At 72.1% G+C, this 14,093-nt stretch carries 12 protein-coding genes and 2 pseudogenes; 9 read left to right on the top strand and 5 right to left on the bottom strand.

What is annotated here, in order from left to right:
* Positions 1 to 68 precede the first annotated feature (68 nt).
* The 3 genes from ACPU2J_RS05355 to ACPU2J_RS05345 form a co-directional block, all read right to left on the bottom strand.
* The gene (locus ACPU2J_RS05355) at positions 69 to 683 is read right to left on the bottom strand and encodes a DUF4352 domain-containing protein (protein ID WP_423832873.1); all 615 of its coding nucleotides are present in this window, start codon (positions 681 to 683) and stop codon (positions 69 to 71) included.
* A 123-nt stretch (positions 684 to 806) separates the two neighbouring features.
* Positions 807 to 2,027: a serine hydrolase domain-containing protein gene (locus tag ACPU2J_RS05350; protein ID WP_423832872.1), complete on the bottom strand. Its 1,221-nt coding sequence runs from the start codon at positions 2,025 to 2,027 to the stop codon at positions 807 to 809.
* Positions 2,028 to 2,308: 281 nt separating this feature from the next.
* On the bottom strand, positions 2,309 to 3,322 hold the full coding sequence (locus tag ACPU2J_RS05345) for a ScbA/BarX family gamma-butyrolactone biosynthesis protein (protein WP_423834932.1): 1,014 nt from the start codon (positions 3,320 to 3,322) through the stop codon (positions 2,309 to 2,311).
* A 31-nt stretch (positions 3,323 to 3,353) separates the two neighbouring features.
* Between ACPU2J_RS05345 and ACPU2J_RS05340 the strand changes: the two genes are divergently transcribed.
* From ACPU2J_RS05340 to ACPU2J_RS05330, 3 genes are all read left to right on the top strand, one after another.
* Entirely contained in the window at positions 3,354 to 4,073 is a 720-nt protein-coding gene (locus tag ACPU2J_RS05340) for a ScbR family autoregulator-binding transcription factor (protein ID WP_423832871.1), read from the top strand.
* A complete protein-coding gene (locus tag ACPU2J_RS05335; protein ID WP_420081510.1) occupies positions 4,070 to 4,318 on the top strand; it encodes an NAD-dependent epimerase/dehydratase family protein in 249 nt (82 codons plus the stop codon). The genes ACPU2J_RS05340 and ACPU2J_RS05335 overlap by 4 nt, the downstream gene beginning before the upstream one ends.
* Before the next feature lie 107 nt (positions 4,319 to 4,425).
* On the top strand, positions 4,426 to 5,793 hold the full coding sequence (locus tag ACPU2J_RS05330) for a phosphomannomutase/phosphoglucomutase (protein WP_423832870.1): 1,368 nt from the start codon (positions 4,426 to 4,428) through the stop codon (positions 5,791 to 5,793).
* A 131-nt stretch (positions 5,794 to 5,924) separates the two neighbouring features.
* Here the strand turns inward: ACPU2J_RS05330 and ACPU2J_RS05325 are convergent, their stop codons facing one another.
* Positions 5,925 to 7,121: an IS701 family transposase gene (locus ACPU2J_RS05325; protein WP_423832869.1), complete on the bottom strand. Its 1,197-nt coding sequence runs from the start codon at positions 7,119 to 7,121 to the stop codon at positions 5,925 to 5,927.
* A 310-nt stretch (positions 7,122 to 7,431) separates the two neighbouring features.
* On the opposite strand from ACPU2J_RS05325, the gene ACPU2J_RS05320 reads away from it, so the two are divergent.
* The 6 genes and pseudogenes from ACPU2J_RS05320 (at position 7,432) to ACPU2J_RS05295 (ending at position 12,787) form a co-directional block, all read left to right on the top strand.
* Positions 7,432 to 8,016, top strand: coding sequence for a TetR family transcriptional regulator (locus ACPU2J_RS05320; protein ID WP_423832868.1), 585 nt, complete (start codon positions 7,432 to 7,434; stop codon positions 8,014 to 8,016).
* 21 nt (positions 8,017 to 8,037) lie between these two features.
* Positions 8,038 to 8,861: pseudogene (locus ACPU2J_RS05315) on the top strand (UTP--glucose-1-phosphate uridylyltransferase).
* A 196-nt stretch (positions 8,862 to 9,057) separates the two neighbouring features.
* A complete protein-coding gene (locus ACPU2J_RS05310) occupies positions 9,058 to 10,032 on the top strand; it encodes a ParB/RepB/Spo0J family partition protein (RefSeq protein WP_423832867.1) in 975 nt (324 codons plus the stop codon).
* Positions 10,033 to 10,102: 70 nt separating this feature from the next.
* Entirely contained in the window at positions 10,103 to 11,530 is a 1,428-nt protein-coding gene (locus ACPU2J_RS05305) for an MFS transporter (protein WP_423832866.1), read from the top strand.
* A 95-nt stretch (positions 11,531 to 11,625) separates the two neighbouring features.
* Positions 11,626 to 12,222, top strand: a pseudogene (locus ACPU2J_RS05300) (alpha/beta hydrolase); the annotation flags it as partial.
* Between the two features lie 367 nt (positions 12,223 to 12,589).
* On the top strand, positions 12,590 to 12,787 hold the full coding sequence (locus ACPU2J_RS05295; RefSeq protein WP_423832865.1) for a hypothetical protein: 198 nt from the start codon (positions 12,590 to 12,592) through the stop codon (positions 12,785 to 12,787).
* 81 nt (positions 12,788 to 12,868) lie between these two features.
* Here ACPU2J_RS05295 and ACPU2J_RS05290 read toward each other — a convergent pair whose 3' ends face one another.
* Positions 12,869 to 14,059, bottom strand: coding sequence for an SLC13 family permease (locus ACPU2J_RS05290; protein ID WP_399817318.1), 1,191 nt, complete (start codon positions 14,057 to 14,059; stop codon positions 12,869 to 12,871).
* Positions 14,060 to 14,093: the final 34 nt, after the last annotated feature.

Below are 14,093 nucleotides of genomic sequence, written 5' to 3'. Positions count from 1 at the left end.
CCGGACGTGAACGCGCCCCGCACTCCGGCGGTGGCCGGGGTGCGGGGCGCGGGATGTGCGGGCGGGGATCAGGACACGTCGGCGCGGACGCTGTCCCCGATCAGTCCGTCGGTGTACGTCACCGTCTTCGCCGTGAACTCGCCCTTGCCGCTTACCACGCCGGTCACGTTCTCGCCCGGCGCCAGCTCCAGGGTGGCGATCTGGTTCTCGTCGACGCCGAGTTCCGACTGGTGCTTGGTGCCGTTGGTGTCGGTGATCGCGAAGTAGAGCGGGTTGACGTCGATGGGCTTGCCGCTGTTGTTCGTGACCGTGACCGACACGCTCGTGTAGCCGCCGTCCGGCGCGATGATGCTCTTCTTGAACTCCGTCTTCTTCGCCGTCACGGCCACCGCCGCCTTCTTCTCCGGCTTCGCGGACGACGGCGCCGGGTCCGGGGCCTGCGCGGCCCCGGACGACGCGGCGGCCTGCGGGGCGGCGGGCTCGTTCTCCGAGCCGCCGTCGGTGCCGCCGCCGAGGAGCGAGCCGACGACCGCCAGGAGCACGAACAGGCCGACGATGCCGAGGCACGAGAACCCGACGATCTTCCCGGCGCTGGACTTCCTGGGCTGCGGGGGCGGTGGGGGCGGCGGGTATCCGTATCCGGGCGGAGGCTGTTGACCGGGCGGCGGGAACTGCTGAGACATGGGACCCCCACAGGAAACGATGCGAATCCGGTCACCGTAGGGGCGCTCGGGGGGCACGGTGCGGAAGTAGCCGAAACGTGACAATCGAACGTTCAACCACCCCCGCCGCGCGTGCCGTCAGGGTCAGTTGTTCTCGGGCAGGTCCCGGTCGGCCTCGGTGAGGGTGAAGCCGCGGGGGCTGCTCGTCTTCGCCGACTTGTCCGCCTTCACCGGCTGCGTGCCGCAGAAGGCGGCCTCCAGGGTGGCGCCCAGGGCCGTGTTGGCCTCGCCCTTGTTGGAGGTGTTGGCCATCGCCGACAGGCTGCGCCGGCCGTCGCGGGTGGAGAAGGCGTAGGTGTAGAAGCCCTGCACGGTGCCGGTGTGCCCGTAGACCGACGTGCCGCACGTCAGGTCGTAGCGGCGCAGGCCCAGCCCGTAGAACCGGGTGTTCGTGGTGTCGGTCGGGGTCACCGTGACCATGGCGTCCAGCAGGGCCGGGGGCAGCAGCCGGCCGCCGAGCAGCGCGGAGGTGAAGGTGTTCAGATCGGCCGGGTTGGAGATCACCGCTCCGGCGGACTGGGCCCACGACACGGTCTGCTCGGTGGAGTCCACCAGGGGCGCGCCCGCCTCGTCGGGGTGCAGGTAGCCGCGGGCGTGGAGGCCGCGGATCCGGGTGTCGGGGTGCACGTACGAGGTGTTCTTCAGCCCCAGCCGCTTGAAGATGCGGCGCTCGTACTCCTTGCCCACCCCGTTGCCGGTGATCTTCTCGATGAGCATGCCCACGACGACGAAGTTGGTGTTCGAGTACTTGTACGCCACGCCCGGCTCGGTGGTGCGCGGTTCGGCCAGCGAGAGGTTCACCAGCTCCTGGTGGGTGAAGACGCGGTTGCGCACGGCCTCGAAGCCGGGCACGGTCTGCGCGAACATGGCGTTCGTGTAGTCCGCCAGGCCGCTGCGGTGGGTCAGCAGGTGGCGCACGGTGATCCGGTCGTCGGGCAGCAGGCCCGGCAGGTGGCGGTTGACGGCGGTGTCCAGCTCGATCCGGCCCTCCGCCACCAGCTGCAGCAGGACGACGGAGGAGAAGGTCTTGCTCACGCTGCCGATCCGGAAGCGGGCCTGCGGGTCCATGGCGGCACCGGAGACCTTGTCGCGCACGCCCACGGCGCGGGTGCTGACCCCGTCGGGTCCGCTGAAGCGGGCCATGGCGCCGGGCGCTCCGGCGGCGGTCGTGTTGCGCAGCGCCTGGGTCAGCGCGGCGAGGTCGGGCGCGGGGGTCGGGGCCGTGGCGGCCCGGGCGGTGGAGACGGGGGCCACGGCGGCCGTGACCGCCAGCAGGGCCGAGGTCAGGGCCAGACGGCGGTTCATGGGGAGGGGCACGGTGATCCTCTGGTCGAAGGGTCGGCAAGGCGCGGGGTGGTGCGGGCCGGCCGAGTGGGGGACGACCGCGACCCCACTCACGATCTTCGGACAGGACGGACGGTGGTACGAGCCGCAACGCGCCGTTCTGCGTGGCCAGTTCCGGCCTCCTTCGGCCGGCCGGGTGCGAGGGCGGGCGAACGGGAAGGGCGCCCGACCGGGGGAAGCGGTCGGGCGCCCTTCTCCTTCCTGTGGGGGAACGTGCCGCCCGGCGGCCCGCGGAGCGGGGGTCAGGAGGTGCCGAGGCACGGCGGTTCGGGTGCCGTCGCGGTGATCGTGGCCCGTGCGGTGAAGACGTCCTCGCCGTTCTGCCGGGCCACCACCCGCACGGGGAGCCGGTGGCAGCCCGAGGCGGTGGTCCGGTCGGGGGCCGCGGTCGTCTCGATCCAGCAGGGGGAGCTCAGCTCCGCGTAGCGGAAGAACCGCATCTCCATGTCGGTCAGCACGCCCCGGTGGGGGAAGGCCGACGCGTGGGCGGCCTGGCACACCGCTTCCAGGAGCAGCATGCCGGGGGCGTGGTCGACGGGGTGGTCGAAGAGGATCGGGTGGTTGATGTCGGTCCGCAGCTGGGCGCGGCGGGTGGAGCTGGGGGGCGAGAGGACCACGTCGTGGAAGCGGTCGCGGCCGACCCGGCGCGGGGTCATCGGCGGGAGCGGGATGACGCGGGCGGCCGCCTGGTCGCGGTCCCCGTTGTCGCCGCGCAGCCGCTGGTAGACGGAATCGGGCTGGTTGGTGAAGCCGGCCTCGGCGGTGCCGAGGAACTCCCCGTCACGGGTGGCGGTGACGTGCATCGTGAGGCGGGCGAGCCGGTGGCCGCGCCGGGCGATGCCGGAGCAGCGGATGTGAAGCGTGATGTCGGCCGGACGCGAACCCACTACGAGTGCGGCCGGGTTGGTCGAGTAGCTGAAGGTGTCCCAGATCCGGCGGTGGCCGAAGGGGACCTCGTACGCGACGCGGCTCAGCAGCGGGATGGCCTGGCGGACGGACTCGGTCAGGAGCAGCGGGTCGTGTTGGCCCGCGTCGGGCGAGTAGAAGCTGTGGGTGCGGGGCCACTGTGCGGTGACGACGAACTCGTCGTCGGCGACGGGCCGCCAGCCGGTGAGCAGGACGTCGGAATGCACGCTCTTGTGCACGTACTCGCGCGGTAAGGCGCTGCTGAGTACGGCGTTGGCGGGCGAAGCGGTGCTTGAGGTTGAGACAGTCCTTGGTCGAGCCTGTTCGGCGCTGGTCCTAAAATAAAGGATGTTCGTTTTTTTCGGAAGAGGTTAGGTGTTCATGTCAGAGCGAAAGCGGCAACGTGCCCCGCAACTCAGGGCAGTTCAGACAAAAGCAGCCATCCTGCGTGCCGCGGCGGAGGTCTTCGACGAGTTCGGCTTCAGTGGCGCCAGCATCAGCAAGATCATGAAGCGGGCGGACGTCACCCAGGGCGGGATGTACTTCCACTTCAGCTCGAAGGAGGAGCTCGCCTACGCCGTCATGGTCGGCCAGGGCGAGGGCCTGGAGTTCCCCGAGGGGGAGGACGGGCTGCAGCACCTGGTGGACATCACCCTCTACCTCGCCGAGCAGCTCCAGCACAATCCGGTGCTCCGGGCCGGCGTACGACTGGCCGTGGAGCAGGGCGAGTTCGGGCTGCGCGACGACGTCGCCTACCAGGCCTGGGTGCTGGAGTTCCGCCAGCAGCTGCGCTTCGCCCGCGCCAAGGGCGAACTCCAGCCCGACGTCGACGACCACGAGCTGGCCTGGATCCTGGTCAGCTCCTTCACCGGCGCACAGCTCTTCTCCCAGGCCTCCACCGGCCGCGCCGACCTGCCCCAGCGGATCGCCTCCCTGTGGCGCTACCTGCTCCCCGCGGTCGCCTCGGACGACACCCGCCCCGGCCTGCGCCTGACCCTGCCGCCGAAGCCGCCCGTACCGCAGTCCGCGGCCGAGTCCACACCGCAGCAGGACGCCGAGCCGACGGCCCGGCCGAAGCCGCAGTCGGCGAGACGGGCTTGAGACGCCGCCTGGTCGTCCTCACCGGTGCGGCGGGCTTCGTGGGCTCGGCGGTCCCGCGCCGGCTCACCGCCCGGTACCCCGACGCCGTGGTCCGCGTCGCGTCCCGCAGGCCCCTGCCCGACTCCGCGCACCGCGGGCCGTGGGTCCGGGCGGACCTGGCCGACCCGACGTCCCTGCGGGGAGTGTGCGACGGCGCCGACGTCCTGCTGTGGTACCGGGAACGGGGCGGTGCCGTCCCGGGCTGAGCACGCGATCTGCCAAAGCCTCGGTGGGATAGGGCGGTGACGGGGAGCCGGGGGAGGGGCTGCGGGTAGCGTCCGGAGCACAGCCGGTCTTCCCTGAAGGAGTCGACATGCCCGATCTTTCGAACATCGTCAAGGCGTACGACGTGCGTGGTGTCGTGCCGGACGAGTGGGACGAGTTGTTGGCCGAGCTGTTCGGTGCGGCGTTCGTGGAGGTCGTGGGCGGTTCGGCGATCGTGGTGGGTCATGACATGCGTCCGTCGTCGCCGGGGTTGTCGGCGGCTTTTGCGCGGGGTGCCGCGGCGCGTGGTGTGGATGTGACGTTGATCGGTCTGTGTTCGACGGATCAGTTGTATTACGCGTCGGGTTCGATGGGTCTGCCGGGTGCGATGTTCACGGCTTCGCACAATCCGGCTCGGTACAACGGGATCAAGATGTGTCGTGCGGGTGCGGCGCCGGTGGGTCAGGACACGGGTCTGTCGCAGATCCGGTCTCTGGTGGAGGGGTGGCTGGAGGCGGGTGTTCCGGAGATCGCCGCGGGCACGGTGGCGGGGTCGGTGACGGAGCAGGATTCGCTGAAGGGGTATGCGGAGCACCTGCGTTCGCTGGTGGACCTGTCGTCGGTCCGCCCGTTGAAGGTGGTCGTGGACGCGGGCAACGGCATGGGTGGTCACACGGTGCCGACGGTGTTCGCCGGTCTGCCGCTGGAGGTGACGCAGATGTACTTCGAGCTGGACGGCACGTTCCCCAACCACGAGGCGAATCCGTTGGATCCGAAGAACATTGTGGATCTGCAGGCGCGGGTGCTGGCGGAGGGTGCGGATCTGGGGATCGCGTTCGACGGGGACGCGGACCGGTGTTTCATCGTGGACGAGCGGGGTGTGGGGGTGTCTCCGTCGGCGATCACGGCGCTGGTCGCGGCGCGTGAGCTGGCCCGCAACGGTGGTTCGGGCACGGTGATCCACAACCTGATCACTTCGTGGTCGGTGCCGGAGGTGGTGCGGGAGAACGGCGGGACGCCGGTGCGGACCCGGGTGGGTCATTCCTTCATCAAGGAGGAGATGGCGAAGACGGGTGCGATCTTCGGTGGTGAGCACTCGGCGCACTACTACTTCAAGGACTTCTGGAACGCCGACACCGGCATGCTGGCCGCGCTGCATGTCCTGGCGGCCCTCGGCGGCCAGGACGGCCCGCTGTCGGAGCTGGTGTCCTCCTACGACCGCTACGCCGGTTCGGGAGAGATCAACTCCACGGTCGACGACCAGGCGGCACGGCTCGCGGCGGTCAGGGCCGCGTTCGGCACCCGTGAGGGCGTGAGTCTGGACGAGCTCGACGGCCTGACGGTGTCCTCCGCGGACTGGTGGTTCAACGTGCGTGCGTCGAACACCGAGCCGTTGCTGCGTCTGAACGTGGAGGCCCGAGACGAGGCGACGCTGGCGAAGATCCGCGACGAGGCCCTGACCCTCATCCGCAACTGACCCCTCCGGCCCGGCCCCCACCCCAGGGCCGGGCCCGGCCCATTTCAGCCTCGCCGGCGTTTGAGGCGCGGGTCCGGGCAGCGCCCGGGTCCCGGCGGAGCCGGGCTCACCCACGGCCCACCCGCACCCGGCTAGGGAAACGGCAGGGCGGCGAGGCTCCGGTGGGCGTATGCGTACGCCGCGGACATCAGGGTCATGTGGTGGTGCCACCCGGGGAAGGAGCGGCCCTCGAAGTCGAGGAGCCCGAAGTCCTCCGCCAGGGAGCCCAGCGTCGCACCGGCGCGGGCCGACTGTCGGGCGAGGTGCAGGAGGTCGTCCATCCGCCGACGGCTCATGTTGGTCAGCCAGACCTGTCCGCCCGGCCGCCCCTCGCCGAACAGCCGGTAGGTCTGGTGGACGCCCGACGCCGGCGCCGACGCCGTCGTCCCCGCCCCTCCGCTGCCCGGCACGCGGACCAGCGCCGAGTGGATGCGTATCCACGGAGTGCGTCGCGCGGCGGGCCCGGCGGGCGGTGCCACGTACGGGTGGGTGGTGTTCCCCCGCCGGGCCAGCTCGCCCGCCGTGGTCTCGGGCCGGGCCCCCCGTGCGGTGTCGCCGGCGTGGCCGGGGCCGTCGGCGCGGACCGTGAGCGTGGGCGGCACGGACACCAGGAAGTCGTGGCCCCGGCGCCCGAGTGCGCCGATCAGCGCCGCGGCGGCGCCCACTCGGCTGATGTCGGCGACGACGGGCGCGCGGACCGACGTGGTGCGTGCGGTGATCGCGTCGACGAGTTCCAGGACCAGGGATTCGGGGCTCTGGTGGGCGACGCCGTCCGCGATGCGCGCGCGGCGGCGCAGGGCGGCGTCCGCCGTCCAGGTCTCGGGGAGCACCAGCCGCCAGTCGATCGGCAGGCTCATGCCGTCCAGGGAGAGGAAGAGGCCGAAGCCGAACTGGCAGTTCAGGGTGCGCCCGGCGGCCGGATCGAAGCGGCGGTGCACGCCGACCGAGTGCTCTCCCCGCTTCGGGAAGCAGACCTGGCCGATGGTCCAGGCGCGCACCGGGTGCTGCTCCTCGACCCAGCGGAGCAGCTCCGTACGGGCCGGATCCCATTCCCAGGGACTGGCGTTGATGAACTGCTGGAGTGACTGGGAGGCGGTCGGCGACTCGGTCACCGACGCGGCGAGCCTGCGTACGGACTTCTTCCCCGGGGTGGTGAGCAGGCCCTGCAGGTAGACCCGGGCCCATCTGCGCTGGTCGGCCCTCGGTAAGTGGCCGAAGAGGCGTTCTGTGTAGTCGTCCAGGGCGGTGTCACCGGCAGCCAGGGCTCGGGTCCGCATGTGCGCCGTCATCTGTTTCCCCCTTCTCTGCGGAGGTGGGCGTGCATCATCGACGTCCATAGAGTACAGAACGTTCGTTATGTTTCCAGTGAAGTCATGGCGTTCGCAGCGCGACTTGGGCACGTGGGTATCCGGCGCCGTCGGCGCCGGCGGCGGCCTCGTGCGGGGTGGCGCGGCAGGGGCGCTTCTTCGTCAAGTCGGCGTTGTGCGACTCCGCCACCCGGGTGACGCTGGAGTGAGCCGCCGTCTCCGCGCAGGACGACGGTGAGTGAGGAACCGACCGGATGGCACTGATGGCACAGTGGTAGAGCGAGAGTGCGGCGTGCGCACCCGTAAGCATCTGATCTCGGTGGCCGCCGCCGAATTCGACCGTCACGGATACGACGGCACGTCCCTGTCCCGGCTGAGCCGCTCCGCCGGAACATCGATCGGAGTCGTCGCCTCTCACTTCTCCGCGAAAGGCGAACTCGCGTCGGCCGTCGAGGATTCGGGGCCGGCCGCCACCCGGAAAGTGGTGGAACGCGTCACGTCCCGCGGTGAGCCGGCCCTGGACGCCGTCTCCTCGCTCGTCCTCGAGCTCGGCGGGCTGATCGAGACCGACGCGGCCGTCCGCGCGGCGGCCCGGCTGAGCCAGGAGCGGGCCGGCGCGGGTCCGGAGTGGTGCGGCTGCTGGGTCCCGGACGTCGAAGAACTCCTGGAGCAGGCCTCCGAGCAGGGGCAGTTGCACCCCGAGGTCGATCCGGGCCCGCTCACCCTGCTGACGGCCCATCTGGTCGGCGGCACCGTCGCGCGGGCCCGGCGCGGCCGGGACGGGCGTCCGTCGGGGGCCGTGGTCGGTGAACTGGGAGAGCTGTGGCGCCTCGTGCGCCGTCGCGTCGCCGCGCCGGCCGCACCGGGAAATGCCTAAGCAGGCCCGAAAGGGCGTGGAATTCGGCTCGATGAAGTGCACGACAAGCCGGCCGTCCAGTGCGTGGTGGAAGAGGCGGTCGCGGCGGGGATGTCCGACGTCCTCATGTTCACCGGCCGTAACAAGCGCCCGCTCGAAGACCACTTCGACCGCAACCACGAGCTGGAGGAAGCCCTCCAGCGCCGTGGTGATCAGGACAAACTCAACAGCGTCTGCGCCTCGACCGAACTGGCCGACATCCACTACGTCCGCCGGCGGGACCCCAAGGGTCTGGGCCGCGCAGTCCTGTGCGCGGCGCCCCACGTCGGGCGCGAGCCGTTCGCCGTCCTCCTGGCCGACGACCTGATCGACCCGAGGGATCCCCTGCTGAGCCGCATGGCCGAGGTGCGCCCCCGGCTCGGGGGCAGTGTGGTGGCCCTCATGGAGGTGGATCCCTCCGCGATCCACCTGTACGGATGCGCCGCCGTCGAGCGACGACCGGACCCGGCGGGCGGCGACGGGGTCCGCATCACCGACCTGGTGGAGAAGCCGGAGCTCGGCACCGCCCCCAGCGACCCGGCGGCATCGGCCGCTACCTCCTCGTCCCGGAGATCTTCGACGTCCTGCGGGAGACGCCGCCGGGGCGCGGCGGAGAGATCCAGCTCGCGGACGCCCTGCGCGCCCTGGTGGGGGCGGGCCGGCCCGTGCACGGGGTGGTCTTCTCCGGGCGGCGCTACGACACGGGGGACCGCGCCGAGTACCTGCGTGCCACGGTGCGGCTCGCCTGCGAGCGCGAGGACCTGGGCCCCGGATTCCTCTCCCGGCTGCGGGAGTTCGTGGGGCCCGAGGAGCTCGTCGGCGTGTGAGCACACCGCGGGTGGGCGACCGGGGAACTTCCCCGGTCGCCCACCCGCGCCGCCCGACACTTCGCCAACTTGCCAAGATCGCACGGGATTTCAGTGACCATGCAGGTTACCGAACGGTAATTACGTAATTTCTTCACCGGGCCCGGCGAACGGCGCGGCGCCCGAAGCACCGAGCCCGTGAAGGGAGGTGAAATCCATGGTCGAACCGAACGCATCCCCCGCGACCGGGGCCCCCGGAGCCCCGACCGCCGTGGTCCTGGTGCCCGTAGGCGCCCTGCTCGCCGCGGACTCCCCGCGCGCGGTCCGGGTCGACGAAGGCCACGCACAGGAACTCGCCGCCTCCGGACGCGCGCTGCCGCCCCTGCTGGTGCACCGGACCACGATGCGCGTCATCGACGGCACCCACCGGTTGCGGGCCGCCGTGCTCCGCGGCCAGGACACCGTGCAGGTGCCCTACTTCGAGGGCAGCGCCGAGGACGCCTTCGTCGCCGCCGTCGAGGCGAACATCAGCCACGGGCTGCCGCTGGACCACGCGGAGCGGGCCGCCGCGGCGTCCCGGATCCTGCGGTCCCACCCGGGCTGGTCCGACCGGGGCATCGCACAACGCACCGGACTCGCGGCCAAGACCGTCGCGGCGCTCCGGCGCCGGGAGGCCCCGGCCCGGGCCCCGCAGGGCCGAGTCGGCCGGGACGGCCGCGTCAGGCCGGCCGACCCCGTCCGCGGGAGGAAGGCCGCGGCCCGGCTCCTCGCGGCCCGGCCCACCGCCTCGCTGCGGCAGATCGCCCGGGAGGCGGGCATCGCGCCCTCCACCGTGCGGGACGTCCGGCGCAGGATCGGCGAAGGGGCCGATCCCGTACCGGCCGCCCAGAGGCGCTCCGGCAACGGCCCCGCCCCTGACCCGGTGCCCGCCCGGGGCAGGGGGCAGCCACTGCCCGCTCTCGTCACCGGCCTGTGCAAGGACCCCCTGCTCAGACTGGGCGAAGCGGGCCGACTGTTGCTGCGCACGCTCGACCTCCAGGTCGGCGCCCTGCGCCGGCGGGAGCGGATCGTGGCCGCGGTCCCTCCGTACCGCGCGGAGACGGCTGCCGCGGCGGCCGCCCAATGCGCACGCGACTGGCAGGACCTGTCGGGGGAACTGCAACGACACGCCTCCGCGCAGACCCCTGCCTGAGCCGGCTTCCCCGGCGAACCACGGCCTTCCACCGCGAAGGCCCCCGTAGTGATCGAAAGGACGTATGGCGATGTCGGTAGTCGAGGGCGCGCGAGTGGACGCGGACGCGGGGGAGGGAGGAGGAGCCGACGGTCCCGTTCGGCTGGACGGGCGTTTGAAGCTGGTGTTGGTGGTGCTGCTGGTGGCGCAGTTCATGCTGGCGGTGGATTTTTCGATTCTGAACGTGGCTCTGCCGGTGATCGGTGACGGGCTCGGGTTCTCGTTGTCGAATCTGCAGTGGATTGCGACGTCGTTCGCGTTGTGTGCTGCGGGTTTCACGTTGTTGTTCGGGCGGGTCGCGGATCTGTTCGGGCGTCGGCGGTTGTTCCTGGTGGGTTTGGCTGTGCTGGGCCTGTCGTCGTTGGTGGGTGGTCTGGCGACGTCGCCGGAGATGCTGATCGTGGCGCGGGTGTTCCAGGGTCTGGCGACGGCTGCGGTGACGCCGGCGGGTCTGTCGCTGCTGACGACCTCGTTTCCTGAGGGGCCGTTGCGTCAGAAGGCGCTGGGGCTCAACGGTGCGCTGATGTCGGCCGGTTTCACCACGGGCGCGATCCTCGGTGGTGTGCTGACGGATCTGCTGTCGTGGCGGTGGGCGTTCTTCATCAACGTGCCCGTCGCCCTGGCCGTGTTGTTCATCGCTCCGGCTGTCATCAGGGAATCCCGCCCCGCCGAGCGTCCGAGGCTGGACGTTCCGGGTGCGACGGCGGTGACGTTGGGTCTGCTGGCGTTGATCTACGGGCTGACGCAGGCGGGTGAACACGGCTGGGGTGCCCCGTCGGCGCTCGGCTGGCTCGCCGCCGGCGTGGTCCTGCTCGTCGTCTTCTACGCGATCGAGTCCAAGTCCGCCGCGCCCCTGGTGCCGGTCTCCGTACTGAAGAAGAAGACCGTGGCCTGGGGCAACATCGCCGGTCTGATCGCCTTCCTGACGGAGACCAGCCTGGTCTTCCTGATGACGCTCTACCTCCAGGAGGTGCTGGACTTCTCGCCGCTGACGGCCGGTCTGTCCTTCGGTGTCCTCGGCATCGGCACGGTCATCGGCGGTTCGATCGCACCGCGTGTCATCGGTGCGGTGGGGACGCGGTCGACCCTGATCACCGGTGGGGTGCTCCAGGCGGTGGCGACGCTCAGCCTGGTCGCGCTCGGAGAGACGTCGGCGTCGATGTGGCTGCTGCTGGTCGCCACCTTTGCGGGTGGTGTCGGCAACATGCTGGTGATCGTCGGGTTCATGGTGACGGCGACGACGGGTCTGCCGGATCACGAGCAGGGCATGGCCACGGGTCTGGCGACGATGACGCAGCAGATCGGCATCACCATGGGCACGCCGATCATGTCGGCGGTCGTGGCGGCGAACACCGACATCCACGCGGGCATCACCACCGCCGTCATCGTCAACACCGCCGTGGTCGTCCTCGGCATCCTCACCACCGTCCTCTTCCTCCGCCGCGAGCGGACCAGCTGACGAAGTGCGGCTCCCACTAAGGCAACTCCGCCTTGTGACAGCCCCGCCCGGGCCGCGAACGTTGGCCCCGGGTCCGGCGCGAGCGCCGGCCGCCGATGGAAAGGAACCCCGATGGCAACCCCCGTCCGACCCTCCGACGGCCCCGGCCACGTGACCGTCAGCTGGGAGCAGGCGATCCTCCCGTCCGCGGCCGGTCCGCTCCCCGTCCGGGTCTACCGGCCGGCCGCCGCCACCCCCCCCGCGGCTGGCTGGTGTGGGCCCACGGCGGCAGCCGGCGCGGCGGATCCGCCCGGGACTGGCACCGACCCACCGCCGAACGCGCCCGGACCTCCGGCTTCGGCGTCGTGAGCGTCGACCACCGGCTGGCCCCCGCCGTACGCCACCCCGCCATGGTGGAGGACGTCCTCTCCGCCCTGGACTGGGCGCGGGAGCAGGACCGGCCCGCCGGCTCGCCGCCCGTCCTCGCCGTCGGCGGGGACAGCGCGGGCGGCACCCTGGCGGCCTGTGCCGCGCTCGTCTGCCGCGACCGCGGGGTGCCGCTGGCCGCGCAGGTCCTCGCGTACCCCCCGCTCGACCCCCGGTGCGCGGCGCCCTCGTACCACCGCCACCCCGGCCTGTTCCCCACGGGCGCCCATCTGACCGCCGCCTGGCAGGACTACCGCCACCCGGGCCGGCCCGTCGCCGCCGACGGCACCCGGCTGTACAGCACCCCGTTCGAGGCGGCCGACCTGCGGGGCCTCGCACCCGCCCTTCGCGTTCGGGCACTTCTTCTCGCCGGTCGGCGGCCGGGAGGCGTTCGAGGACTACCGGGAGCGGTTCCGCACCGCCACCGGCCGGCCCGCGGGCGGCGCCCTCGCGGTCCGCGTCGTCACGGCCGACAGCGCGGGCCGCGCCGAGGAACTCGCCCGCGGCCTGCTGCTGTGGCGCGCCCGCAAGGACCTCGGCGAGGACGCCCCGCTGCCCTCGGACGAGACCACGCGCCGCCACCGGTGGACGGGCGCGGAGCTGGCCCGGGCGGAGGTCCACCGCACGGCCCTCGTCTCCGGGGCACCGGAGCAGGTGCACGCCGCCCTGACGGCGCTCGCCGCCTCCCACGGGGTCGACGAGCTGATCGTGAACACCCTGACCGCCGATCCGGCCGACCGCCGCCGCTCGTACGAGCTGCTCGCCGACGCCTTCGCCCTCCCGCCGGGCGGTCCGGAGACGACCGTCGCGCACGCGGCGCGCGTACCGGCGTCCGTGCCCGCGGGCCGCTGACCGGAGCAGCCCGCCGACCGGAGCGGCCGGTACGGGGCTGCCGCGCCCCGCGGCGCCTCCCTCGGCGGGAGCCCCGGTGCGTCAGGTGGTGACGGCCAGCGCCGCCGTCGCCGCCAGGGTGCCGGCGACCGCCAGCACCAGCCCCGTACCGACGAAGCGGCCGAGGTGGATGCGCGTGCCGTGCCAGCGGCACCGCTCGAACCACAGCAGCGTCGCCAGCGAGGCCCAGGGCGTGACGACCGGGCCCACGTTCACGCCGACGAGCTGGGCCAGGAGCTGCTCGTGGTTGGCCGCGGGGATGACCGCCTCGCCCGCGAGATAGGCGGGCAGGTTGTTCAGCGCGTTGGAGAACCCGGCGCCGACCGCGGCCGACCTCAGCATGCCGACGAGGTCGTTGTCGGAGCCCATCGCCCGCGCCAGCACCTCGTGCAGGCCGTGCGCGTTGACGGTCTCCACCACCAGGAACATGCCCGGGACCAGAACCAGGAGCCGCCACGGGATCAGCGAGAGCCGCAGCGCGCCGCGGTCGCGCACCGCGAAGGCCACCACGACGACGAACGCGGCCGTCAGAGAGGCAACCGACAGCGGTACGTCCGCCAGCAGGATGGCCAGCAGGAACCCGACGACGGCGGTCGCGCAGATCCGCAGCAGCACCGGATCGGCCGGCTCCGACGGCTCCGGCGCCACATAGGAGGCCGCGCCCCGGCGGCCCGGGCGCCAGTAGAACCCCCACAGGCAGGCCATCGTGACGGCGATCGCGGCCAGCTGCGGAGCCCACATGGCGGCGGCCATCTCGGACGGGGCCAGCGCCACCCGGTCCGCGGCCAGCAGATTGGTCAGGTTCGACACGGGAAGCAGCAGGCTCGCCGTGTTGGCCAGCCAGACCGTGGTCATCGCCAGCGGCACGGAGGCGATGCCCACGCGCGTCGCCAGCGCCAGCATCACCGGTGTCAACAGGACGGCCGTCGTGTCCAGGTTGAGCGTGATGGTGGTCAGGGACGCGAAGGCGACGCAGAGGACGAACAGGAGGGCGTAGCTGCCCCGCCCGGCCCGCGCCACCCACGTCGCGACCACGTCGAAGACCTCGGCCCTGCCCGTCAGCTCGGCGAGGACGATGACGGCGGCGAGGAAGACCAGCAGCGGACCGATGCGCTCCAGAACGTCCCCGGCGGGGTCCGCGGGCAGCAGACCCGTGGCGACGAAGACCACACCGAGTACGAGGAGCCCGCCGGCCAGCCAGTCGAGGGGATGCAGACGCCTGAGGAGGGACACGGCCCTTAGGGTCGCACACGCGTACGCCCGCCGG

The sequence above is a fragment of the Streptomyces manipurensis genome (assembly GCF_049570255.1).
Taxonomy (GTDB): Bacteria; Actinomycetota; Actinomycetes; order Streptomycetales; family Streptomycetaceae; genus Streptomyces; species Streptomyces manipurensis.
Note: the sequence above shows the minus strand (reverse complement) of the source record. Positions and strands in the feature narration are given on the sequence as shown.